Source organism: Enterobacter sp. AN-K1 (genome assembly GCF_020971765.1).
GTDB lineage: Bacteria > Pseudomonadota > Gammaproteobacteria > Enterobacterales > Enterobacteriaceae > Enterobacter > Enterobacter hormaechei_C.
Window position 1 is genome coordinate 3,870,157 of the sequence record NZ_CP087390.1, and the last position, 24,831, is coordinate 3,894,987.

The window sequence follows — 24,831 nt, forward strand, 5'->3', positions numbered from 1 at the left end:
GAGTATGCCTTTCTATACTGAAGGAAAGCTCCAGAATAATGGGCATGTCGTGAAAAACAGGGGGCAAGGGATGTTGCTTAAGAAAAATCGTGGTCGTCAGCTGTCTGCGCTGAGTTTGTGCCTGACAGTGATGTTTGCTCCACTGTTTACCGCTCAGGCCGATGAGCCTGAAATTGTACCGACTGACAGCTCCGCGACGATGGGCGCGCAGCCGACGTCGCTGTCACAACCGCTGGATCAGTCTCCGGCGACGGCCATCATGGCCGGCATTAAACCGCTGCCGGAAGGCATCGATACTGAATCATTACGCCAGCAGCTTATGACCGGCCTGCCCTCGGGCTATACTCCCGCTTATATTAACCAGCTCACGCTGCTTTACGCTGCGCGCGATATGAAACCGATGTGGGAAAATCGCGAGGCGGTACGAGCCTTCCAGCAGCAGCTGGCTGAAGTGGCGATTGCAGGCTTTCAGCCGCAGTTCACGACCTGGGTTGAGCTCCTGACCGACCCTGCCGTTTCCGGACAGGCGCGTGACGTGGTGCTGTCTGATGCCATGATGGGCTACTTACAGTTTGTGGCGGGGATTTCGGTGAACGGCAACCGCTGGTTATACAGCAGTAAACCGTACAAGCTGGCGACGCCTGCGCTGTCCGTCATTAATCAGTGGCAGCTGTCGCTGGATAACGGCGAACTGCCGCGCTTTATCGCAAGCCTTGCGCCTGCCCATCCGCAATATGCCACGATGCATCAGTCGCTTCTTGAGCTGGTCGCGGATTCCCGCCCGTGGCCTCAGCTGCGTGGCACCACAACGCTGCGTCCGGGGCAGTGGAGCAGCGATGTGCCTGCGATCCGCGAAATTATGAAACGCTCCGGCATTCTCGACAGCGGCCCTAAAATTGCTCTGCCCGGTGACGAGACGCAAAATGCGGTCGTCAGCCCGTCGGCGCCGGTAAAAGAGAAAACGGCCGTTGCGTTGAGCAATAAGCCCGCCGCTTACGATCGCGAGCTGGTCGCCGCAGTGAAGCAGTTCCAGGCCGCGCAGGGGCTTGGCGCTGACGGCGTGATTGGTCCATCTACTCGCGACTGGCTGAACGTCTCTCCGGCCCAGCGGGCAGGGGTGCTGGCGTTGAATATCCAGCGCTTGCGCTTGCTGCCGGGCACGTTATCCACCGGCATTATGGTCAACATTCCGGCGTACTCCCTGGTCTACTATCAGGACGGTAGCGAAGTGCTGGCGTCCCGCGTGATTGTCGGCCGACCTGACCGTAAAACGCCAATGATGAGCAGCGCGCTGAATAACGTGGTGGTTAACCCGCCGTGGAACGTGCCGCCGACGCTGGCGCGCAAAGATATCCTGCCTAAGGTCTGGAATGACCCGGGTTATCTGGAGCGACACAACTATACGGTGATGCGGGGCTGGAACAGCAAAGAAGCGATTGACCCCTGGATGGTCGACTGGTCAACGATTACGCCTTCGAACCTGCCGTTCCGTTTCCAGCAGGCACCGGGCGCACATAACTCGCTGGGACGTTACAAATTCAATATGCCAAGTTCGGACGCTATCTACCTGCATGATACCCCGAACCATAATCTGTTTCAGAAAGATGCACGCGCGCTTAGCTCGGGCTGTGTTCGCGTGAACAAGGCCTCCGAGCTGGCGAATATGCTGTTGCAGGATGCAGGCTGGAACGATACGCGGATATCAGATGCCCTGAAGCAGGGGGATACGCGTTACGTCAATATCCGCCACAATATTCCGGTCAATCTTTACTATCTGACGGCGTTTGTAGGCGCGGACGGACGCACCCAGTATCGTACAGATATTTACAATTATGATCTGACAGCGCGATCCGGCGCACAAATTTTGCCAAAAGCGGAACAATTAATCAGGTAAATGAAGTAGTTCGGTAAAAATGATTGTCGTAAGTTATGGTGAATATGAGGCGATCTGTCTGCAAGCCGCGTATTCACTGGGGTTGGGCGCCTTGACGTAGCAGGCTTTGCCAGTTATGGTGCCCTTCGTGCGCTAAGCATATTGACAATTTCTTTTACCTGTAGACCTGATTATCATGGACAAATTTGACGCTAATCGCCGCAAATTGCTGGCGTTAGGTGGCGTTGCGCTGGGCGCAGCAGCCATCCTTCCGACGCCAGCATTTGCCACCCTCTCGACACCTCGTCCGCGTATTTTAACGCTCAACAATCTGCATACTGGTGAGACGCTTAAAGCGGAATTTTTCGATGGCAGAGGCTATATTCAGGATGAATTAGCAAGACTCAACCATTTTTTCCGTGATTTCCGCGCGAATAAAATCAAAGCCATCGACCCTGGATTATTCGATCAGCTTTACCGCTTGCAGGGACTGCTGGGGACCAAAAGGCCGGTGCAACTCATTTCTGGCTATCGCTCTCTGGATACCAACAATGAACTGCGCGCCCACAGCCGTGGGGTAGCGAAAAAAAGCTATCACACTAAAGGGCAGGCGATGGATTTCCATATTGAAGGCGTTTCGTTAGCCAATATTCGCAAAGCGGCGTTATCTATGCGCGCAGGTGGTGTAGGATACTACCCACGTAGCAACTTTGTGCATATTGATACCGGGCCGGTTCGGCACTGGTAATAACGAAACACAGGAGCAGTATGAACTATCGTATTATTCCGGTTACCGCGTTCTCACAGAACTGTTCATTGATCTGGTGTGAACAAACTAAACTGGCCGCGCTTGTTGATCCCGGTGGCGACGCTGAGACAATCAAGCAGGAAGTCGCTGCCAGCGGTGTAACGCTGATGCAGATTTTACTCACCCATGGCCATCTCGACCATGTGGGTGCAGCGGCAGAACTGGCTGAACACTACGGTGTGCCGATTATCGGCCCGGAAAAAGAAGATGAGTTCTGGCTTCAGGGGCTACCTGCCCAAAGCCGTATGTTTGGTCTGGATGAGTGTCAGCCACTGACACCGGACCGCTGGCTGAACGAAGGCGATCGCGTTAACGTAGGGAATGTAGCTTTACAGGTGTTGCATTGCCCCGGGCATACGCCCGGCCATATTGTCTTCTTTGATGACGTGTCGCGCCTGCTGATTTCCGGTGACGTGATTTTCAAAGGGGGCGTAGGACGCAGTGATTTCCCACGCGGCGATCACGGTCAGCTGATTCAGTCGATTAAGCAGAAGTTATTGCCGTTAGGTGATGATGTGACGTTTATCCCTGGCCACGGACCAATGTCGACGCTGGGCGATGAGCGGTTGCATAACCCGTTCCTTCAGGATGAAATGCCTGTCTGGTAAACCCGGTAAAATAAAAAAGCCTGCGCGATGCAGGCTTTTTTTATGGGTGCAGGTTACAGCACCGCGACAATGGCTTCGCACAGCGGCGCCATGTTGTCAGGCGTCATACCTGCAACGTTCACGCGGCCAGAGGCAACGGCATACACGCCAAACTCTTCACGCAGGCGCAGCACCTGCTCTTTGGTCAGGCCGCTGAAGGAGAACATGCCGTTCTGCTTGATGATGAAGCTGAAGTCACGGTCAGCGCCTTTCTCAGCCAGCGTGTTCACAAACAGCAGACGCATGCGCTGAATGCGCTGACGCATATCGTTCAGCTCTTGTTCCCAGATTGCGCGCAGCGCATCGTTGCTCAGGATCGTCGCGACCACAGACGCACCGTGTGCCGGTGGGTTAGAGTAGTTAGCGCGGATCACGGACTTCATCTGGCTGAATGCGCGATCGACGGTTGCTTCGTCAGCAGCCACCAGCGTACAGGCGCCGACACGCTCGTTATACAGACCAAAGTTCTTGGAATAGGAGCTTGCGACAATCAGCTCCTGATGCACGGCGGCGAATGCGCGCAGACCTTCTGCATCTTCTTCCAGACCACGGGCAAAGCCCTGGTAAGCGAAGTCGAACAGCGGCAGCCAGCCTTTTTCAACGGACAGCTTAGCCAGCTGTTCCCACTGTTCAAGCGTAGGATCGATACCGGTTGGGTTATGGCAGCAGCCGTGGAACAGCACCACATCGCCCGCCTGGGCTTCGCTCAGGCTGGCCAGCAGACCGTCGAAATCCAGCGCGTGGTTTGCCGCGTCGTAGTAGGCGTATTCACGGACTTCCAGACCCGCAGAATTAAAAACACTCTTGTGGTTCGGCCAGCTTGGATTGCTTACCCACACACGCTTCACAGAGGTGTTTTTCGCCAGGAAATCTGCCGCTACGCGCAGTGCGCCGGTACCGCCTGGGGTCTGCGCCGTGCGGGCGCGTTTTTCGCTCACAATGGTGCTGCCTTTGCCGAACAGCAGCTCCTGGGTGCAGCGACCAAATTCAGGGATACCATCAATACCGAGGTAGTTTTTGGTGGTTTCATTTTCCAGCAGATACTGCTCAGCTTTTTTGACGCTGGTCAGTACCGGAGTTTTGCCGGTTTCATCTTTATATACACCAATACCCAGGTTGATTTTGCCAGGGCGGTCGTCGGCACGAAACAGATCGGCCAGGCCCAGAATTGGGTCGGCAGGAGCGGCAGTAATGTTCTCAAACATGACGAAGTTCCATTGTGATTACAGAAGTGAAATCCGCTATCAGGTTAACGGTAGATTTACAAAATGCCAACCGTTTGCGACGAAAAGCGTGCGGCTTTTCAAAAGTCGCTATTATTTTCTCTCAGGAATAAAAAAACAGGGCCGAAGCCCTGTTCATTAAGCATATAACAACGAGGTGTGCTGATTAGAACTGGTAAACCAGACCCAGAGCCACGATATCGTCGTTGTTGATGCCCAGCTTGTTGTCGTCTTTCAGCTGGTTGATCTGATAGTCAACATAGGTAGACATGTTTTTGTTGAAGTAGTATGTCGCACCAACGTCGATGTAGTTGATGTAGTCTTCGTCACCGATACCTTCTACGTCTTTCGCTTTAGATTTGTAGTAAGCGATGGATGGACGCAGACCGAAGTCGAACTGGTACTGAGCGACGACAGAGAAGTCCTGAGACTTGTTAGCGAAACCACGGCTGCCCAGACGCGCTGCGTTACGCATTTCGCCATAAATAGCTGCCAGGTAGATGTTGTTCGCGTCATATTTCAGGCCGGTTGCCCACTGTTCAGCTTTGTCACCTTTACCCCATTCCAGCGTCTGCTGGTTGTTGGTACGGTCAGCTGCACCATAAGCACCCACAATGCCGAAACCGTCGAAATCATAGCTCAGAGAGGTTGCCCAGCCGTCACCGTTGGAACGTACTGCGTCATCACGTTCATTTTTGCCCAGGTACTGAACACCAAAGTTCAGACCGTCAACCAGGCCGAAGAAGTTGCTGTTACGGTAAGTCGCCAGACCACCCGTACGGCCTGCGAAGAAGTTATCGCTCGCGCCGGTGTCGCCGCCGAACTCAGGCAGCATATCGGTGATGCCGATTGCGTCATAGACCAGACCGTAGTTACGACCGTAGTCGAAGGAGCCTGCGTCACCAAATTTCAGACCTGCGAATGCCAGACGGGTTTTGTTGCCGTTCTGTGCATCGCCACCTTCAGAGTTGTTACCCTGGAAGTTGTATTCCCACTGACCGTAGCCAGTCAGCTGATCGTTGATCTGAGTTTCACCTTTGAAGCCCAGACGCGCGTAAGTGTTGTCGCCATCGTTGCCCGCGTAATCAGAGAAGTAATGCAGGCCAACTGCTTTCCCGTAAAGATCTAATTTGTTGCCGTCTTTGTTATAGATTTCAGCAGCGTTTGCTGCACCGGCTACCAGCAGGGCAGGGACTACCACTGCCAGGATATTGCGCTTCATCATTATTTATTACCCTCATTGGTTTTTTTATGACACTCGCCACTGCCGCCAATAAATTCTGTCAATAAATGTTTCCGGAACTATTGATGAGAGTTAGGTGTCTTTATGTGTCTGACAGGCATCTTTCCATTCATAGAACCGTTTCGCTACACTGAAAGTGCTACAATCTTCAAGATTCAGTTACCAAAAGAAAATATGTGTAACTAAATATGTATTTTTGGGAACTTTGTGAAGCACCTCAAATTTCAGTGCCGCCTGGCGAATTAAACATCCGCTTTATTCTTATATATATGATTTACTTATGTTTAATTTAGCTAAAGGCCTTTCGTATAAACAGAAGTTAAACGGCTCATTTTTTCTTATGATTGACAAAAGCCATCCAGATGGCTGTGAAATTGGTTTTTTTTTATGCTATTGCGTAAGAATTGTTTTAAGCGCAATAAGAATGGGGTTATTTTTTTGTCTCAGGATATTTCGTGGAAACAAAACGTAACAGGTAGAGGTAATAGCGGGGTTGTGGTTTAAAGACGCTTACTTCTGACTGACGAAAACTGACATTGCAGGATAAAATAATGGCCAGCATTTGCTGGCCATTAATGATTTGGTCGGTTAGAAACTTGCGTTACGCGGTGTGCGTGGGAACGGAATCACATCACGTACGTTCTGAACACCTGTTACGTAAGCAATCAGACGTTCGAAGCCCAGGCCAAAGCCGGAGTGTGGAACGGTGCCGTAGCGACGGAGATCGCGATACCAGCTGTAGTCCGCCGGGTTAAGGCCCATCTCCTGCATACGCGCGTCCAGCACATCCAGGCGCTCTTCACGCTGGGAGCCACCGATGATCTCACCGATGCCCGGCGCCAGGACATCCATCGCGGCAACGGTTTTACCGTCTTCGTTAAGGCGCATATAGAACGCCTTAATGTCTTTCGGATAGTTTTTCACCACAACCGGTGCTTTAAAGTGCTTCTCTGCCAGATAACGTTCGTGCTCGGAGGAGAGATCCACGCCCCAGTAAACCGGGTTTTCGAATTTCTCACCGCATTTTTCCAGGATTGCGACCGCGTCGGTGTAATCCACCTGCGCGAAGTCTGCGGAGACGAAGCGCTCAAGACGGGCGATGGCGTCGTTATCGACACGCTCAGCGAAGAATTTCATGTCGTCTGCGCGCTCTTCGAGAACGGCTTTAAACACGTATTTCAGCATCGCTTCTGCCAGGGCTGCCGCGTCATTCAGATCGGCAAAGGCCACTTCCGGCTCCAGCATCCAGAATTCCGCCAGGTGACGGCTGGTGTTGGAGTTTTCCGCACGGAAGGTTGGGCCGAAGGTATAGATCTTAGACAGCGCACAGGCGTAGGTTTCACCGTTGAGCTGGCCGGAAACCGTCAGGAAGGCTTCTTTACCAAAGAAGTCTTTGTCGTAATCGACTTTACCTTCCGGCGTACGCGGCAGGTTTTCCATATCCAGCGTTGAAACGCGGAACATTTCACCTGCGCCTTCGGTATCGGAAGCCGTGATCAGCGGAGTAGAAACCCAGAAGTAACCCTGCTCGTCAAAGAAACGATGCAGCGCCTGCGCCAGCGTATGACGCACGCGGGCAACCGCACCAATCAGGTTGGTGCGCGGACGCAGGTGCGCGACTTCACGCAGATATTCGATGCTGTGACGCTTTGCAGCCATCGGGTAGGTGTCAGGATCTTCAACCCAGCCGGTCACTTCCACCGAGGTCGCCTGAATTTCGTAGCTCTGACCCTGGCCCGGAGAGGCCACCACAACACCGGTGACGATCACGGAACAGCCGGTTGTCAGGTGCAGAACGTCATCATTGTAATTGGGCAGAGAATTATTAATGACGGCCTGTACAGGATCAAAGCAGGAACCGTCATAGACGGCGAGGAAGGAGATGCCAGCTTTAGAATCTCGGCGAGTACGCACCCATCCGCGCACGGTGACCTCCTGGTCAACGGCGACACGGCCCTGGAGTACGTCGGCTACAGGCACAACGCTCATAATATTCTCTCTGTTAATAGTCGGAAAAAATAAACACTTGTCCGCCCTTATAGGGGGGATATCTATGTTACCTGCCATCCGCTATCAGACAAGTAAATTTCACCGTCTTAAGAGAAGAAATAAGAAATTAATAAGAGAAGGGGAGCCATGAAGGCTCCCCCGAAGCCGTTAGCTGGCTTTTTTAACCTGAGGCAGATCGAAGGCTTTACGTAATGCGCGGACAAACGCTTTGTCATGGCAGATGGTTTTGCCCGGACTGTCGGAGAGCTTCGCGACCGGCTTACCGTTACATTCCACCAGTTTTATGACGATGTTCAGCGGTTTCACCTGAGGAATATCACAGGTTAACCGCGTACCAATCCCGAAACTCAGGTTCACCCGCGATGAGAAATGACGATAAAGGTCGACGGCTTTCGCCAGGTCAAGGTTATCGGAGAAGACCAGCACCTTACTCATGGGGTCGATGCCCAGTTTTTCGTAATGGGCGATGGCTTTCTCACCCCATTCAACCGGGTCCCCGGAATCATGGCGCAAACCCTGGTAGCGTTCGGCAAACTCAGGGCCAAAGTCGCGCAGGAACGCGTCCATGGTAATGCAGTCGGTAAGGGCAATACCCAGCCGATCCGGGTATTCCTCTAGCCACGCGGCGAGGGCGGCGCGCTGGCTGTTGGCAAGGTCAGGGCTGATCTGCTGGTGCGCCTGGAACCATTCGTGTGCCTGGGTGCCCATAGGCGTTAAATCAAGGCGACGTGCCAGATCGTAGTTACTGGTGCCAACGAACCACGGCTCCTGTTGCAGACGTCTGACAATGGCTTCCTGAACCTCGCGAGAGAAGCGGCGGCGCGTGCCAAAGTCCATCAGACGGAATCGGGACATATCCAGCCCTTCGGTCAGTCTGGAAAACTCAACGAGTTTATTCTCCAGAGCGGCAACCGCCTGCGTCACACCGGTTTCAGGGGAGCGATAGCGGTGGGCCAGCTCGCTGATTACGGCCAGAAGCGGCACTTCCCACATGATCACCTCACGCCACGGGCCGGTCAGACGAATGTCCAGCTTGCCGTTATCATTGGTGACGGTGACCTGTTCCGGGTTATAGCGGAACTCACGCAGCCAGTTCAGATAATCCGCTTTAAAGAAAGGCAGGCCTGAAAGCCACTGATATTCGTCATCGGTGAGCGCCAGATGCTGCATGGCCTCGACCTGTTCACGAATGGAATCTGCGTAGATACCCAGCAAGTCGTCACCCCGGCAGCGAAATTCCGCCGCAACATGGACATCATGATAGTGGTGAAACACGGCTTGCTGCATATGCAGCTTGTACGCGTCGGTATCCAGCAACGTATGCAGAACCGGAGAAGCGAATTGAGTCATAGGTGCGCTGTAGCATCCTCTCACGGGAGCGTTTAGTACAATAAACAACTCCGGAGTATACCCTGTTTAGTGATTTATTGAACCCCGATCACAACATAAGCACACTTTATGGTCGAGAGCATTTCGTGCCCCGTGTTATAAAAATGTAGCTAAAAAGGGCGTTGTGCCTGAAAAGATGAACATTCTGCATAGCGCGTTTTACACAACAGGAATATATTGAATCGTTACTCGACAAACGATGCATAAGGTTTTCTATGACACAACAGCCACAAGCTAAATACCGCCACGACTATCGTGCGCCGGAATACCTGATAAGCGATATCGATCTGACTTTCGACCTGGATGCCACAAAAACCGTGGTGACGGCGATAAGCCAGGTGACGCGCCAGAGCGCGACTGCCGTGCCGCTGCGTCTGGATGGTGAAGACCTGACGTTGGTTTCCCTGCATATTAACGATGAAGCCTGGTCAGACTATAAAGAAGAAGGCAACCAGCTGGTCATCGACAACCTGCCGGAACGCTTTACCCTGCGCATCGTGAATGAAATTAGCCCTGCCGCCAATACCGCGCTGGAAGGACTTTACCAGTCAGGCGTAGCCCTGTGTACCCAGTGTGAAGCCGAAGGTTTCCGCCACATTACCTGGTATCTGGATCGCCCGGACGTCCTGGCGCGCTTTACCACCAAAATTATTGCCGACAAAACGCTGTACCCGTACCTGCTTTCCAACGGCAACCGGATTGCTGAAGGGGAACTGGAGAATGGCCGTCACTGGGTACAGTGGCAGGATCCGTTCCCGAAACCCTGCTATCTGTTTGCGCTGGTGGCGGGAGATTTCGATGTCCTGCGCGACACCTTTAAAACGCGCTCTGGCCGTGAAGTCGCGCTGGAGCTGTTCGTGGACCGTGGCAACCTTGACCGCGCACCGTGGGCAATGACCTCCCTCATCAACTCCATGAAGTGGGATGAAACGCGCTTTGGCCTCGAATATGACCTCGACATCTATATGATCGTTGCGGTCGATTTCTTCAACATGGGCGCGATGGAGAATAAAGGCCTTAACATCTTTAACTCTAAATACGTGCTGGCGCGTACCGATACCGCCACGGATAAAGATTACCTCGATATCGAACGCGTTATCGGCCACGAATATTTCCATAACTGGACCGGGAACCGCGTCACCTGCCGCGACTGGTTCCAGCTGAGCCTGAAAGAGGGCTTAACCGTCTTCCGCGATCAGGAGTTCAGCTCCGATCTGGGATCGCGGGCGGTAAACCGCATCAACAACGTGCGCACCATGCGTGGTCTGCAATTTGCAGAAGATGCTAGCCCAATGGCGCACCCGATCCGCCCGGATAAAGTCATTGAGATGAATAACTTCTACACCCTGACGGTGTATGAAAAAGGCGCTGAAATTATCCGTATGATCCACACCCTGCTGGGTGAAGAGAATTTCCAGAAAGGGATGCAGCTTTACTTCGAACGCCACGACGGCAGTGCGGCCACCTGCGACGATTTTGTTCAGGCGATGGAAGACGCCTCTAACGTCGATCTGTCTCATTTCCGCCGCTGGTACAGCCAGGCCGGTACGCCGATTGTGACGGTCAAAGACGACTACAACCCGGAAACCGAGCAGTACACGCTGACCATCAGCCAGCGCACGCCGCCAACGGCCGAGCAGGAAGAGAAACATCCGCTGCACATTCCATTCAGCGTTGAGCTGTACGACAACGAAGGCAACGTGATCCCGTTACAGAAGGGCGGCCACCCGGTGCATAACGTGCTGAACGTGACCCAGGCAGAGCAGACCTTTATCTTCGATAACGTCTATTTCCAGCCCGTTCCTGCCCTGCTGTGCGAATTCTCCGCGCCGGTGAAACTCGAATATAAGTGGAGCGATCAGCAGCTGACGTTCCTGATGCGTCACGCGCGCAACGATTTCTCGCGCTGGGATGCGGCACAAAGCCTGCTGGCGACCTACATCAAGCTGAACGTCAACCGTTACCAGCAGGGCCAGCCGCTGACGTTGCCGGTTCATGTGGCAGACGCGTTCCGTGCCATCCTGCTGGATGAGAACATTGACCCGGCGCTGGCGGCTGAAATTTTGACGCTGCCTTCTGCGACTGAAATCGCCGAGCTGTTTGACATCATCGACCCGATTGCCATCGTCGCCGTGCGTGAAGCGCTGACCCGCACGCTGGCGACCGAACTGGCAGATGAGTTCCTCGCCATTTACAACGCCAACAAGCTGGACGCGTATCGGGTGGAACATGCGGATATCGGTAAACGTTCCCTGCGCAATACCTGCCTGCGCTATCTGGCGTTTGGTGAGGCAGAGCTGGCGAACACGCTGGTCAGCAAGCAGTACCACGAAGCCGATAACATGACGGATGCCCTGGCCGCGCTGGCCGCAAGCGTTGCCGCCGAGCTACCGTGCCGCGATGCGCTGATGCAGGAGTACGACGACAAGTGGCATCAGGATGGTCTGGTGATGGACAAGTGGTTCATCCTTCAGGCCACCAGCCCGGCAGCCGATGTGCTCAGCAAAGTACGCAGCCTGCTGAAGCACCGTTCGTTCACCATGAGCAACCCGAACCGCGTCCGCTCTCTGATTGGTGCCTTCGCCAGCAGCAACCCGGCCGCGTTCCATGCCGAAGACGGCAGCGGTTATCAGTTCATGGTTGAAATGCTGACCGAGCTGAACAGCCGTAACCCGCAGGTGGCGTCTCGTCTGATTGAGCCGCTGATCCGCCTGAAACGTTACGATGCGCAGCGTCAGGCGAAAATGCGCGCCGCGCTTGAGCAGCTGAAAGGGCTGGAAAATCTGTCTGGCGATCTGTACGAGAAGATTGCTAAGGCGCTGGCCTGATGTAAAAAAGCCCGGTGGCGCTACGCTTACCGGGCCTACGTGGGGTCGCGGGGCATCGGTTTTCTCCCTCTCCCTGTGGGAGAGGGCCGGGGTGAGGGCATCAGGCATTAGCCTTTATCCGCTGAATCTCCGCTTCCCCACGTTTCATCACCCGATCCAGTACTTCGGCTTCCAGCTCCGCCAGTCTGGCCGATCCCACGCGGCGAGGACGTGGAATATCTACCGTCAGATCCAGACCAATTTTGCCCTCTTCTATTAACAGCACCCTGTCTGCCATTGCCACGGCTTCACTGACATCATGCGTCACCAGCAGTACCGTAAAGCCGTGCGTCTGCCAGAGGGTTTCAATCAGATCCTGCATCTCGATCCGCGTCAGGGCATCAAGCGCGCCGAGCGGTTCATCGAGCAGCAACAGGCCGGGACGGTGAATCAGCGCGCGTGCCAGCGCTACGCGCTGCTTTTGTCCACCCGACAGGGCCGCAGGCCACTCTCCCGCGCGATTCTCCAGCCCTACCGCAGCGAGTGCCTGCCGGGCGTCCTCCCGCCAGCTGCCCTTCAGGCCCAGCCCGACGTTATCCATCACCGTTTTCCACGGCAGCAGACGCGCGTCCTGAAACATCATGCGCGTATCATCCTGAATCGTGGCCAGCGGCGTAGTGCCTGCCAGAATGTCACCGCTGTTTGGCGCTTCCAGCCCGGCTAAAAGACGCAGCAGGGTACTCTTGCCGCCACCGCTGCGGCCGACAACGGCCACAAACTGTCCGGCAGGAATATGCAGATCCAGTGCATTCAGAATGGTGTTGTCGCCGTAGCGTTTGGTCACGCCGTTCAGCAGTAACGGTGTTCCCTGGTTCAGTCGTGCAGTATTCATGCTTTCGCCTCCTGAGCGGTGTAGGCCGGGTTCCAGCGCAGCCAGCTACGTTCCAGCCACTGGGCGCTGACGTCCGCAAGTTTGCCGAGCAGGGCATAAAGGATAATGGCAACCACCACCACGTCCGTTTGCAGGAACTCGCGGGCGTTCATCGCCAGATAACCAATGCCGGAGTTAGCCGAAATGGTTTCCGCCACGATCAGGGTTAGCCACATCAGGCCGAGCGCAAAACGCACCCCAACCATAATGGAGGGCAGGGCGCCCGGCAGGATCACATGGGTAAACAGGGCAAAACCTGACAGGCCATAGCTGCGGGCCATCTCCACCAGACCGCGATCGATATTACGGATCCCATGCCAGGTATTGATATAAATCGGGAATAACGTTCCCAGCGCCACGAGGAAAATTTTGGCGCTCTCATCAATGCCAAACCACAGGATAACCAGCGGAATAAGCGCCAGATGCGGCACGTTGCGCAGCATCTGAACGGAGGTATCCAGCAGCCGCTCACCCCAGCGTGACAGGCCGCTGATCAGCCCCAGCGTCAGGCCGATGCTTCCGCCAATCGAAAAGCCAATTACCGCGCGCCAGGAGCTGATGGCAAGATGTTGCCACAGCTCACCGCTGGCGCTTAGCGACCAGAACGCTTCCACAACGCCCTCCGGAGAGGGCAAAATGCGGCTCGACAGCCAGCCAGTTGAAGACGCCAGTTGCCAGACGAGGACAATGCCGACGGGCAGAAACCACGGCGCGGCGCGCAGCAGCCATTTTTGTGCGGTTGCAGACATGGTGGCTCCTTAGCTTTGCGCGACTTTTCTCGGGATAAACGCGTTCGCCACGGCTTCGCCCTGCAACTGAAGCTGACGTGGCTGCGGAATTTCCGGGATAGCGACATCCAGATGCGGGAACAGCAGTTCACCCACCTTGTACGCCTCCTCCAGATGTGGGTAGCCAGACAGGATAAAGCTGTCGATCCCCAGCGCCGCGTATTCATTAATGCGTGCCGCTACGGTTGGACCGTCGCCGACCAGTGCCGTGCCGGCACCGCCGCGCACCAGACCTACCCCGGCCCACAGGTTCGGGCTGATCTCAAGATTTTCACGCTTGCCGTTGTGCAGGGAGGCCATCCGATGCTGGCCCACGGAGTCGGTTTTGGCAAACGCTGCCTGTGCTTTAGCGATAGTGTCGTCGTCCAGATGAGCGAGCAGACGGTCGGCGGCTTGCCAGGCCTCGTCGTTGGTTTCGCGGACGATCACGTGCAGGCGAATGCCGAAGCGTACCGTACGGCCATGTTCTGCGGCTTTAGCGCGTACCTGAGCAATTTTCTCTTTCACCAGCTCCGGTGGCTCGCCCCAGGTCAGATAGAGATCGACCTGCTCAGCCGCCAGCTCCTGCGCCACGTCCGACGATCCGCCGAAATAGAGAGGAGGGCGCGGCTGCTGTACCGGCGGGAAGTAGAGTTGCGCATTGCGAACGTGGATATGTTTCCCTTCGAAGGTGACGGTTTCCCCTTCCAGCAGACGTCGCCAGACGCGGGTGAACTCTGCGGAGGCTTCATAGCGCTCGGTATGATCGAGAAAGACGCCATCGCCCGCCAGCTCCTGCGGATCGCTGCCCGTCACCAGGTTGAACAGCGCACGGCCGTTGGAAAGCCTGTCCAGCGTTGCCGCCTGACGCGCCGCGACGGTGGGCGACACCACGCTCGGGCGCAAGGCTACCAGGAATTTCAGACGCTGGGTGACGGGGATCATTGACGCGGCAACCAGCCACGCATCCTCACACGAGCGGCCCGTCGGGATCAGTACCCCGGTAAAACCGATGCGGTCTGCCGCCTGGGCGATCTGCTGTAGATAGCCGTGATCGACCGGGCGGGCGCCTTCTTCTGTGCCAAGATAGTGTCCATCACCGTGGGTGGGTAAAAACCAGAAAAGATTCAGACTCATGATTTTTTTCCTTCAATGCCAGCGGGTTGCCAGATGCGTTCGCGAATATTCACCTGCTTTGGAACCAGGCGGTTTTGATAAAAGAGGTCTGCCGTTTGCTGCTGGAGAGCGGCAACGTGGGCGTCAATCGGTGCTATGGTGGTGGGAGGACGGTGGTCAAGATAGGTGGCGATCACCGGTTCAGGCAGGCCCATGGTTTTTGCCAGCAGCGTGATGCTCTGCTGACGCTGGCTTTGGGTCAGCGCATCGGCCTGAGAGAAGGTATCCAGCACCTGCTGAATAAATGCGCCATTTTTCTCAGCGTAAGGACGTGCCGCCAGGTAGAACGAACCGGTCTGCTTCAGGGTGGTGCCGTCTTTCAGCACCCGCACACCGCCCTGCAACAGTGCGGCGGAGTAGTACGGATCCCAGATAGCCCAGGCATCAACATTTTTTTGCTGAAACGCCGCGCGCGCATCGGCAGGCGTCAGGTAAACGGGCTGGATATCGGTGAATTTTAGGCCGGCCTCCTGCAACGCGCGCAGCAGCAGGTTGTGCGAGCTTGAACCTTTCTGGAAAGCAACCTTATGGCCTTTGAGGCCGGCGACGCTTTTGATCTCGCTGTTTTCGGGCACCAAAATAACCTCTGCCTTCGGCTTGGCGGGCTCAACGCCAACGTAAACCAGATCCGCCCCGGCAGCCTGCGCAAAGATCGGCGGGATATCGCCGGTGCTGCCTAAATCAATACTCCCGACGTTCAGCGCCTCCAGCATCTGTGGTCCGGCAGGGAACTCGACCCATGAGAATTTGGTCTCCGGGAAACGCTTCTCAAGCAACGCATGGCTTTTCGCCAACACCATGCTGACGCTGCCTTTCTGATAACCGATACGCAGGCTCTCCGGCGCTTTCTCCGCCGCCTGAGCCAGCGACGCCACTGCCAGCAGACCTGCCAGCCCGATACGGGTAACTGTTTTAAACATGCGCCACTCCTTGTGATTGATGAAATGCTGCCGCGTGGCGATCCCGACGGTTCAGGGCGTGCCAGAAGGTTTCGAGTGCACTGTCGAGGCGGGTTTGCAGATTCGGCGTGAAATGGGGTTTATGCTGGTAGTCGATTACCTGTGAGTCGTCAGCGAAGACGCCATGCAGGATCTCCTGCGCTTTCAGCGCGTTCAGAACCGGCTTGAGGGCATAATCCACCGCCAGTAAATGAGCTACCGTACCGCCTGTGGCCAGCGGCAGGACGACCTTACCGTCCAGCGCGCGTTCGGGCAGCAGATCGAGCAGCGTTTTCAGTGCGCCGGAAAAAGAGGCTTTATAAATCGGTGTCGCGACGACCAGCCCGTCAGCACTCTTAAGTTGTTCGATCAGGGTTTTCAGCGCCGGGCTGTCGAAACGGGCGTAGAGCAGATCTTCAGGCGCGAAATTGTGCAAATTCCAGTGACACACTTCGACATCCAGAGCATTAAGCTTTTCGCGAGCGTATTCCAGCAGTGCGCTGGAGCGAGAGGGGAAGCGGGGGCTTCCGGCCAGGGTAATGACGCGCATGGTTGCTCCTTATAACTAATTGTTTGCTTTTATCTAACATTCATAACAATTTTCAGGAGTGTGACATTGCGTGGTTATTCCACTAAATGATTTATCCTCAGGATGAATGCAGAAAAATGCATAAGAAGCGAACCGATAAGTAAACGATTGCGTTTTACGTGGCTTTTTTTGCCACAGGTCAATTCCCTTTCCGGGCGGAATCGCACATAATCCCCTCCCGGTTTGCACACCGGGAATCCAGGAGAGTTCATGTACTACCCCTTCGTTCGTAAAGCCCTTTTCCAGCTCGATCCTGAGCGCGCTCATGAATTTACATTTCAGCAGTTACGCCGTATTACAGGAACGCCTCTGGCCGCGCTGGTGCGTCAAAACGTGCCGGAAAAACCAGTTCAGTGCATGGGCCTGACTTTCAAAAATCCACTGGGCCTGGCGGCCGGTCTGGACAAAAATGGCGAATGCATTGATGCACTCGGTGCGATGGGCTTTGGCTCGATCGAAATCGGGACGGTGACGCCGCGTCCGCAGCCGGGAAATGACAAGCCACGTCTGTTTCGCCTGGTTGAAGCCGAGGGGCTGATCAACCGCATGGGCTTTAATAACCTTGGCGTCGATCATCTGGTTGAGAACGTTAAGAAAGCCCATTTTGATGGCGTGCTGGGTATTAATATTGGCAAAAATAAAGACACGCCGGTCGAGCAGGGTAAAGATGACTATCTGATTTGTATGGAAAAAGTCTATGCCTATGCCGGTTATATCGCGGTGAATATATCCTCGCCTAACACCCCAGGGCTGCGTTCATTACAATATGGCGAAGCGCTCGACGATCTTCTTAGCGCCATTAAAAATAAACAAACGGCGCTACAGGCGATCCACCATAAATATGTTCCGGTCGCGGTTAAGATCGCCCCGGATCTTTCGGCAGAAGAATTGATCCAGGTTGCCGACAGTTTAGTTCGCCATAATATTGATGGTGTGATTGCGACCAATACGACACTCGATCGCTCTCTCGTTCAGGGAATGAAAAACTGTGACGAAGCGGGGGGATTAAGTGGCCGTCCGGTACAATTAAAAAGCACCGAAATTATTCGCGCACTCTCCGCGGAATTAAAAGGCCAGCTGCCGATTATTGGCGTGGGTGGCATTGACTCTGTCATCGCTGCACGTGAGAAGATGGCGGCAGGTGCATCGCTGGTGCAAATTTATTCCGGCTTTATTTTTAAAGGGCCGCCGCTGATTAAAGAAATCGTCACGCATATCTAATCTTTTCTCTTAATCAGACAACCAGGGCTTTATTTCCAGCCCTGGTTGTTTTATATTCCGTCATTGTTGCTTATTTAAACATTATAGTCTTTTATTACTAGGGTTATAAGCGAAGCGGCAAACAGGACATTTTTAGTACAGGACGTTTAGGGGACGGGAGAGAAACATGCGAATTAAACCTGACGATAACTGGCGCTGGTATTTTTGTGACGAGCATGACCGTATGATGCTCGACTTAGCCAATGGCATGTTGTTTCGCTCTCGTTTTGCGCGCCGAATGTTAACGCCAGACGCGTTTGCTCCCTCAGGCTTTTGCGTTGACGACGCTGCACTCTATTTCTCTTTTGAAGAAAAATGCCGTGAGTTCGATCTCTCCAAAGAACAGCGCGCTGAACTGGTACTAAATGCGCTGGTGGCGATCCGTTTCCTGAAACCGCAAATGCCGAAAAGCTGGCATTTTCTCGCCCACGGCATGTGCTGGACCCCGGCTATCGGCGATGCGGCGAGCGTCAATCTGAGCGATACCGAAGAAGAGGTGAATTTGCTGGTGGTTGAACCCGGTGAAAACGCTGCGCTCTGTTTGCTGGCCCAACCCGGCGTGACCATTGCCGGGCGAGTTATGCAGTTAGGTGATGCCATCAAAGTGATGAATGACAGGCTGAAGCCACAGCTGCACGTTGATTCCTTCAGCCTTGAACAGGCAGTTTAAGCTTCCAGCTGTACGGATGTTTTCGGGACACAGCTACAGCACAGGATCGTGCCGTCACTGCCAATCGCAGATTTCTTCAGCGCATTCACTTCACCATCGACCAGTTTAATGCGACAGCATCCGCAAATCCCCGCGCGACAGGAATACGGTACGCGGATACCTGCCTGCTCCAGCTGTTCCAGTAGCACCTGCTGATTGTTACCACGGATAACTTTGCCTTCCCAGTGAATATCCACCGCGGAAGCGACGTTGGTGACAACGTCAACCATCTCTTCTTCCTGACCTGCGCCGTACACCCTGGCAGGCCCGCGGGTGAGAATTTCGACCTCGTCGCCCACGCGGATCACGCCGCTGGAGCGGGGGATCAGGTTCTGGCCGAAGTCGACATCGCCGTTATCCTGCGCGGTACGAAATGACTGCAAGGTTTTCAGCGGTTCGCCGGAAGGGTGTTTCTGACCTTTCTCCGGGCTGACGGTGGTAAAAATACAGCGGCTGCACGGCTTCACGACATCAAAAATAACGCTGCCGATGCGGATCACTTTCCAGGTATCTTCATCCCAGGCATTCGCTCCGGTCACCACCAGATTCGGGCGAAACTGCTCCATCTGCACGCTGGCTTTGCAACGATTTTGTAAATCACGCAGCGAGGCCTCGCTGGTCAGCAGGAAGGGAAAACCATCCGCGAAGGAGAGAGGAACCGCATCGTGGCGCTTCACGCGACGGGTCAGCGCAGGCCCAACCCAGCGCAGCTGAACGTCACGGGAGAAAAAGCCGCTCAGCCACTGGTTAATGTTATCCGGCGCGATACGCGCGGTAAAATGATTGCCCCACACTTCCGTTGGCGCATCAAGCGGCGCAAAATCAGCAAAGCGGATCACGACGCTTGAACCGTCCGGCGCAGTCAAATGCAGCCCGTCATGAAGCGGGGAAGGGGTAAAGCGAACCATCTGCGGGAACTGACGTGCGGTGATAAACTTACCGTCAGGCTCGGTGACCATAAAAATACGATCGAAGGCGAATCCGCTCATATCGGCCAGCGCGTGAGAGACGCCGATGCCGCGCATGGATTTCACCGGATGAATAAAAAGCCTGGATAACGTCGCCACTGCACACTCCCGCTAAAGAAAATAAGCCTTCAACTTTATGACATACACGCCATATTAGCTATAATGCGCGACAATTTTCTATGAGTAAAAGTGACGATATGAATTCTCTGTTTGCCAGTACGGCCCGTGGGCTGGAAGAGCTGTTAAAAACTGAACTGGAAGCCCTGGGCGCGAAAGAGTGCCGGGTGGTTCAGGGTGGTGTCCATTTTGAGGGCGACACGCGGCTTATTTACCAGAGCCTGATGTGGAGCCGTCTGGCGTCGCGCATCATGCTGCCGATGAAAGAGTGCAAGGTCTACAGCGATCTTGATCTCTACACCGGCGTACAGATGATCGACTGGACAGAGATCTTCACCCCGGACGCCACCTTTGCGGTGCATTTCAACGGCGTCAACGATGAAATCCGCAACAGCCAGTACGGTGCCCTGCGCGTTAAGGATGCCATTGTGGACTGCTTCACGCGTCGTAATAAAGAACGTCCGAACGTTGACCGTGAAAACCCGGATCTGCGTATCAACGTCTGGCTGAACGGCGATACGGCCAGTATTTCCCTGGATCTGAGTGGCGCAGGCCTGCATCTGCGCGGCTATCGCGATCGCACCGGGATGGCGCCGATCAAAGAAACGCTGGCTGCCGCTATCGTGATGCGCTCCGGATGGCAGCCAGGTACGCCGCTGCTCGATCCGATGTGCGGTTCCGGTACGCTGCTGATTGAAGCCGCGATGCTGGCCACCGACCGTGCGCCAGGGCTGCACCGCGGCCACTGGGGCTTCAAAGGCTGGGCGCAGCACGATGAGGCCATCTGGAAAGAGGTCAAAGACGATGCGCAGGCCCGCGCCCGTAAAGGGCTGGCGGAGTACACCTCTCACTTTTACGGTTCGGACAGCGACGCACGGGTGATTGAACGCGCGCGCAGCAACGCCCGTCGTGCCGGTATCGGCGAGCTGGTGGCCTTCGAGGTGAAGGACGTGGCGAATCTGACCAATCCTCTGCCAAAAGGCCCGTACGGTACGGTGATCAGCAACCCGCCGTATGGTGAGCGTCTGGACAGCGAGCCGGCGCTGATTGCACTGCACAGCCTGCTGGGCCGCAACATGAAAGCGCATTTCGGCGGCTGGAACCTCTCCCTGTTTAGCGCCTCGCCGGAGCTGCTGAGCTGCCTGCAATTGCGTGCCGATCGCCAGTTCAAAGCGAAAAACGGCCCGCTGGACTGCGTGCAGAAAAACTACCATCTGGCAGAGGTAGCGGCGGATAGCAAACCGTCAGGCGTGGCGGAAGATTACGCCAACCGCCTGCGCAAAAACCTGAAGAAATTTGAGAAGTGGGCGAAGCAAGAAGGCATCGAATGTTATCGCCTGTACGACGCTGACCTGCCCGAGTACAACGTGGCGGTTGACCGCTATGCGGACTGGGTGGTGGTTCAGGAATACGCCCCGCCGAAAACTATCGATGCGCAAAAAGCGCGTCAGCGTATGCTGGATGTGATTGCGGCCACCATCGCCGTACTCGGCATTTCGCCAAACAAGCTGGTGCTGAAAACACGTGAGCGTCAGAAAGGCAAAAACCAGTATCAGAAGATGGGCGAGAAGGGTGACTTCATCGAAGTGGGCGAATATAACGCGCGGCTGTGGGTTAACCTGACCGACTACCTTGATACCGGCCTGTTCCTCGATCACCGTATCGCCCGCCGCATGCTGGGCCAGATGAGCAAGGGTAAAGACTTCCTGAACCTGTTCTCCTATACCGGCAGCGCCAGCGTTCATGCGGGGCTTGGCGGCGCGCGTAGCACCACCACGGTAGATATGTCCCGGACTTATCTGGAGTGGGCTGAGCGCAACCTGCGTCTTAACGGCTTAACCGGACGTCAGCATCGCCTGTTACAGGCCGACGTGCTGGGCTGGCTGCGCGATACCGACGAGCAGTTTGACCTGATCTTTATCGATCCGCCGACCTTCTCTAACTCTAAGCGTATGGAGGATAGCTTTGATGTTCAACGCGATCACCTGCGCCTGATGACCGACCTGAAGCGTCTGCTGCGTAAAGGCGGCACCATTATGTTCTCGAATAACAAGCGCGGATTCCGCATGGATCACGACGGCCTGGCCGAACTGGGACTGAAAGCACAAGAAATCAGCCAAAAAACGCTGTCTCAGGACTTTGCCCGTAACCGTCAAATCCACAACTGCTGGCTGATCTCCGCGGTCTGAAAGGAAAAATAAATGTCTTTAATTAGTATGCACGGCGCGTGGCTCTCTTTCAGCGACTCACCGCTTCTCGATAATGCAGAGCTGCATATCGAAGATAACGAGCGCGTCTGTCTGGTGGGCCGTAACGGCGCAGGTAAATCGACGCTGATGAAAATCCTCAACCGTGAGCAGGGGCTGGATGACGGCCGTATTGTTTACGAGCAGGATCTGATCGTCTCTCGTCTGCAACAGGATCCGCCGCGTAACGTCACCGGCAGCGTGTACGATTTTGTGGCCGAAGGGATTTCAGAGCAGGCGGAATACCTCAAGCGTTACCACGAGATTTCGCATCTGGTGATGACGGACCCGAGCGACAAGAATCTCAACGAGCTGGCAAAAGTGCAGGAGATGCTCGATCACCACGGTCTGTGGCAGCTGGAAAACCGCATTAACGAAGTGCTGGCCCAGCTTGGCCTGGAAGCGGATATGGAGCTGTCGGCGCTCTCCGGCGGCTGGCTGCGTAAAGCGGCGCTGGGCCGTGCCCTGGTGAGCGGGCCTAAGGTGCTGCTGCTGGACGAACCGACGAACCACCTGGATATCGAAGCGATTGACTGGCTGGAAGGGTTCCTGAAAACCTTTAACGGTACCATTATCTTCATCTCCCACGACCGTTCGTTCATCCGCAACATGGCCACGCGCATTGTCGATCTCGATCGCGGCAAGCTGGTGACCTATCCGGGCGATTACGATACCTATCTGCTGGAGAAAGAAGAAAACCTGCGCGTGGAAGAGCTGCAAAACGCCGAGTTCGACCGCAAGCTGGCCCAGGAAGAGGTATGGATCCGTCAGGGCATTAAAGCGCGTCGTACCCGTAACGAAGGCCGCGTTCGCGCCCTGAAGGCGATGCGCCGCGAACGTAACGAACGCCGCGAAGTCATGGGTAGCGCCAAAATGCAGGTGGAAGAGGCGTCCCGCTCGGGCAAGATTGTCTTCGAAATGGAGAACGTGAATTATTCGGTTGACGGCAAAGTGCTGGTGAACGATTTCTCCGCTCAGGTTCAGCGCGGCGACAAAATTGCGCTGATCGGCCCGAACGGGTGCGGTAAAACCACACTGCTGAAACTGATGCTCGGTCAGCTCCAGGCCGACAGCGGTCGTATCCACTGCGGTACCAAACTGGAAGTGGCGTACTTCGACCAGCACCGCGCCGAGCTGGATCCAGACCGTACGGTGATGGATAACCTCGCCGAGGGTAAACAGGAGGTCATGGTTAATGGCAAGCCGCGTCACGTGCTGGGCTACCTTCAGGACTTCCTGTTCCACCCGAAACGCGCCATGACGCCGGTGCGCGCGCTGTCCGGGGGAGAACGTAACCGTCTTTTGCTGGCGCGTCTGTTCCTGAAACCCAGTAACTTATTGATTCTCGATGAACCGACTAACGATCTGGATGTCGAAACGCTGGAACTGCTGGAAGAGTTGATTGATGGTTATCAGGGAACCGTGATGCTGGTCAGCCACGATCGTCAGTTTGTCGATAACACCGTGACCGAGTGCTGGATCTTCGAAGGCGAAGGACGCATCGGTCAATATGTGGGCGGCTATCATGACGCGCGTGGACAGCAATCGCAGTCGCTGGCGCAAAAACAGGCGAAGACCAAAAATGTCGCCGAACCTGTTGTTGCAAAAGCAGAAACTGTCAAAAAGTCTCCTGCTAAAATGAGTTATAACTTGCAGCGCGAGCTGGAAGGGCTGCCGCAGCGTCTGGAAGAGCTGGAAGCTGCACTGGAAGCACTGCAAATCCAGGTCGCTGATGCGTCATTCTTTACGCAGCCTCACGACTATACTCAGAAAGTATTGGCTGAACTCTCCCAGGCTGAACAGGCGCTGGAAGAGGCATTTGAGCGCTGGGAGTACCTTGAGTCTCTGAAAAACGGCGCATAAACAGGGATAATCTATGTGTGACCAGCACCATGCCGATCGGCATATATTATGCTCGCAATGCGATATGCTCGTGGCGTTGCCAGAGCTTGGTCACGGACATAAGGCTGCCTGCCCGCGCTGCGGCGCTACGCTGACGACCGAGTGGGACGCGCCAAGGCAGCGTCCTACGGCTTATGCGCTGGCAGCCTTATTCATGTTACTGCTCTCCAATCTCTTCCCTTTCATCTATATGAAAGTGGGCGGGATGACCAGCCAGGTGGATTTACTGGAAATACCAGGCGTGATGTTCTCGGAAGATTACGCCAGCCTTGGCACCTTCTTTCTTCTTTTCGTGCAGATCGTCCCGGCTTTTTGCCTGGTCGTCATTCTGCTGCTGGTCAACCGCGTCAGGATGCCCACTGTCCTTAAAATCAAACTCGCGCGGATCCTGTTCCAGTTGAAAAGCTGGGGGATGGCGGAAATTTTTCTCGCGGGTATCCTGGTCAGCTTCGTGAAGCTGATGGCCTACGGCGATGTGGGGATTGGCAGCAGCTTTATTCCGTGGTGTCTGTACTGCGTGCTACAACTGCGCGCGTTCCAGTGCGTGGACCGACGCTGGGCCTGGGACGATATTGCCCCGGCGCCTACGCTCTCGCAGACGGTAAAGGTGGGCGTACCGGGTATCCGTCAGGGGCTTCGCTCCTGCTCGTGCTGCACCGCCGTGCTGCCCGCGGATGTCGAGGTGTGCCCGCGCTGTGAAACAAAAGGTCACGTCCGGCGTAAAAATAGCCTGCAATGGACCATGGCGCTGCTGGTGACCTCTGTCATGCTCTATCTGCCCGCCAATATCTTGCCGATCATGATCACCGATCTGCTCGGCGACAGAATGCCCTCGACCATACTGGCCGGGGTGATTTTGCTGTGGAGCGAGGGGTCTTACCCTGTAGCAGGCGTCATATTCCTCGCCAGTATTATGGTTCCGACCTTAAAGATGATTGCCATTGCCTGGCTTTGCTGGGATGCAAAAGGGCACGGTAAGCGAGACAGCGAGCGTATGCATCTGATTTATGAGGTCGTGGAATTTGTTGGCCGCTGGTCGATGATTGACGTGTTCGTGATTGCGGTTCTCTCAGCGCTGGTGCGTATGGGGGGGCTGATGAGTATTTATCCCGCTATGGGAGCGCTGATGTTTGCGTTGGTCGTCATTATGACCATGTTTGCGGCCATGACCTTCGACCCTCGTTTATCGTGGGATCGTGAGCCCGATTCAAGCCATGAGGAAGAGTAA

At 55.1% G+C, this 24,831-nt stretch carries 19 protein-coding genes; 9 read left to right on the forward strand and 10 right to left on the reverse strand.

Going from position 1 to position 24,831, the window contains the following annotated elements:
* Positions 1 to 70 precede the first annotated feature (70 nt).
* From ldtD to LOC22_RS18300, 3 genes are all read left to right on the forward strand, one after another.
* Positions 71 to 1,894, forward strand: a complete 1,824-nt coding sequence (gene ldtD, locus LOC22_RS18290) for a L,D-transpeptidase (protein WP_015570960.1) — start codon at positions 71 to 73, stop codon at positions 1,892 to 1,894.
* A 175-nt stretch (positions 1,895 to 2,069) separates the two neighbouring features.
* Entirely contained in the window at positions 2,070 to 2,621 is a 552-nt protein-coding gene (locus LOC22_RS18295) for a YcbK family protein (protein WP_003858202.1), read from the forward strand.
* 20 nt (positions 2,622 to 2,641) lie between these two features.
* Positions 2,642 to 3,289, forward strand: coding sequence for an MBL fold metallo-hydrolase (locus LOC22_RS18300; protein WP_126495564.1), 648 nt, complete (start codon positions 2,642 to 2,644; stop codon positions 3,287 to 3,289).
* Positions 3,290 to 3,342: 53 nt separating this feature from the next.
* Here LOC22_RS18300 and LOC22_RS18305 read toward each other — a convergent pair whose 3' ends face one another.
* The 4 genes from LOC22_RS18305 to pncB form a co-directional block, all read right to left on the reverse strand.
* Positions 3,343 to 4,533, reverse strand: a complete 1,191-nt coding sequence (locus LOC22_RS18305; protein WP_017384820.1) for an amino acid aminotransferase — start codon at positions 4,531 to 4,533, stop codon at positions 3,343 to 3,345.
* Between the two features lie 184 nt (positions 4,534 to 4,717).
* The gene (gene ompF / locus LOC22_RS18310) at positions 4,718 to 5,776 is read right to left on the reverse strand and encodes a porin OmpF (protein WP_017384819.1); all 1,059 of its coding nucleotides are present in this window, start codon (positions 5,774 to 5,776) and stop codon (positions 4,718 to 4,720) included.
* A 606-nt stretch (positions 5,777 to 6,382) separates the two neighbouring features.
* Positions 6,383 to 7,783 (reverse strand): asparagine--tRNA ligase, encoded by a 1,401-nt coding sequence (gene asnS, locus LOC22_RS18315; RefSeq protein ID WP_015570955.1) that lies wholly within the window; start codon positions 7,781 to 7,783, stop codon positions 6,383 to 6,385.
* A gap of 168 nt (positions 7,784 to 7,951) precedes the next feature.
* Positions 7,952 to 9,154: a nicotinate phosphoribosyltransferase gene (pncB, locus tag LOC22_RS18320; RefSeq protein WP_015570954.1), complete on the reverse strand. Its 1,203-nt coding sequence runs from the start codon at positions 9,152 to 9,154 to the stop codon at positions 7,952 to 7,954.
* Positions 9,155 to 9,408: 254 nt separating this feature from the next.
* Between pncB and pepN the strand changes: the two genes are divergently transcribed.
* Positions 9,409 to 12,021, forward strand: coding sequence for an aminopeptidase N (gene pepN / locus LOC22_RS18325; RefSeq protein ID WP_047726831.1), 2,613 nt, complete (start codon positions 9,409 to 9,411; stop codon positions 12,019 to 12,021).
* A 100-nt stretch (positions 12,022 to 12,121) separates the two neighbouring features.
* On the opposite strand, the gene ssuB is transcribed toward pepN, so the two are convergent.
* Genes ssuB through ssuE form a run of 5 tightly spaced genes read right to left on the reverse strand, consistent with a single transcriptional unit; the run spans position 12,122 to position 16,362 of the window.
* Entirely contained in the window at positions 12,122 to 12,892 is a 771-nt protein-coding gene (gene ssuB / locus LOC22_RS18330; RefSeq protein ID WP_015570909.1) for an aliphatic sulfonates ABC transporter ATP-binding protein, read from the reverse strand.
* The gene (gene ssuC, locus LOC22_RS18335) at positions 12,889 to 13,680 is read right to left on the reverse strand and encodes an aliphatic sulfonate ABC transporter permease SsuC (RefSeq protein WP_003858185.1); all 792 of its coding nucleotides are present in this window, start codon (positions 13,678 to 13,680) and stop codon (positions 12,889 to 12,891) included. The genes ssuB and ssuC overlap by 4 nt, the downstream gene beginning before the upstream one ends.
* Before the next feature lie 9 nt (positions 13,681 to 13,689).
* The gene (gene ssuD, locus LOC22_RS18340; RefSeq protein ID WP_045333942.1) at positions 13,690 to 14,835 is read right to left on the reverse strand and encodes an FMNH2-dependent alkanesulfonate monooxygenase; all 1,146 of its coding nucleotides are present in this window, start codon (positions 14,833 to 14,835) and stop codon (positions 13,690 to 13,692) included.
* A complete protein-coding gene (locus tag LOC22_RS18345) occupies positions 14,832 to 15,794 on the reverse strand; it encodes a sulfonate ABC transporter substrate-binding protein (protein ID WP_049012682.1) in 963 nt (320 codons plus the stop codon). The genes ssuD and LOC22_RS18345 overlap by 4 nt, the downstream gene beginning before the upstream one ends.
* Positions 15,787 to 16,362, reverse strand: coding sequence for an NADPH-dependent FMN reductase (gene ssuE / locus LOC22_RS18350; RefSeq protein ID WP_003858180.1), 576 nt, complete (start codon positions 16,360 to 16,362; stop codon positions 15,787 to 15,789). The genes LOC22_RS18345 and ssuE overlap by 8 nt, the downstream gene beginning before the upstream one ends.
* 249 nt (positions 16,363 to 16,611) lie before the next feature.
* Between ssuE and pyrD the strand changes: the two genes are divergently transcribed.
* The gene (gene pyrD / locus LOC22_RS18355) at positions 16,612 to 17,622 is read left to right on the forward strand and encodes a quinone-dependent dihydroorotate dehydrogenase (protein ID WP_015570907.1); all 1,011 of its coding nucleotides are present in this window, start codon (positions 16,612 to 16,614) and stop codon (positions 17,620 to 17,622) included.
* A 166-nt stretch (positions 17,623 to 17,788) separates the two neighbouring features.
* A complete protein-coding gene (zapC, locus tag LOC22_RS18360) occupies positions 17,789 to 18,331 on the forward strand; it encodes a cell division protein ZapC (protein ID WP_230239110.1) in 543 nt (180 codons plus the stop codon).
* On the opposite strand, the gene LOC22_RS18365 is transcribed toward zapC, so the two are convergent.
* The gene (locus LOC22_RS18365; protein ID WP_230239111.1) at positions 18,328 to 19,437 is read right to left on the reverse strand and encodes a YcbX family protein; all 1,110 of its coding nucleotides are present in this window, start codon (positions 19,435 to 19,437) and stop codon (positions 18,328 to 18,330) included. The genes zapC and LOC22_RS18365 overlap by 4 nt on opposite strands.
* 98 nt (positions 19,438 to 19,535) lie before the next feature.
* Between LOC22_RS18365 and rlmKL the strand changes: the two genes are divergently transcribed.
* The 3 genes from rlmKL to pqiA are packed head-to-tail and all read left to right on the forward strand — an operon-like array spanning position 19,536 to position 24,831.
* Complete coding sequence (gene rlmKL / locus LOC22_RS18370) at positions 19,536 to 21,644, forward strand: bifunctional 23S rRNA (guanine(2069)-N(7))-methyltransferase RlmK/23S rRNA (guanine(2445)-N(2))-methyltransferase RlmL (RefSeq protein WP_230239112.1); 2,109 nt, start codon at positions 19,536 to 19,538, stop codon at positions 21,642 to 21,644.
* A 12-nt stretch (positions 21,645 to 21,656) separates the two neighbouring features.
* Entirely contained in the window at positions 21,657 to 23,564 is a 1,908-nt protein-coding gene (locus LOC22_RS18375; RefSeq protein ID WP_047062308.1) for an ABC transporter ATP-binding protein, read from the forward strand.
* A gap of 13 nt (positions 23,565 to 23,577) precedes the next feature.
* Positions 23,578 to 24,831: a membrane integrity-associated transporter subunit PqiA gene (pqiA, locus tag LOC22_RS18380; protein WP_017693685.1), complete on the forward strand. Its 1,254-nt coding sequence runs from the start codon at positions 23,578 to 23,580 to the stop codon at positions 24,829 to 24,831.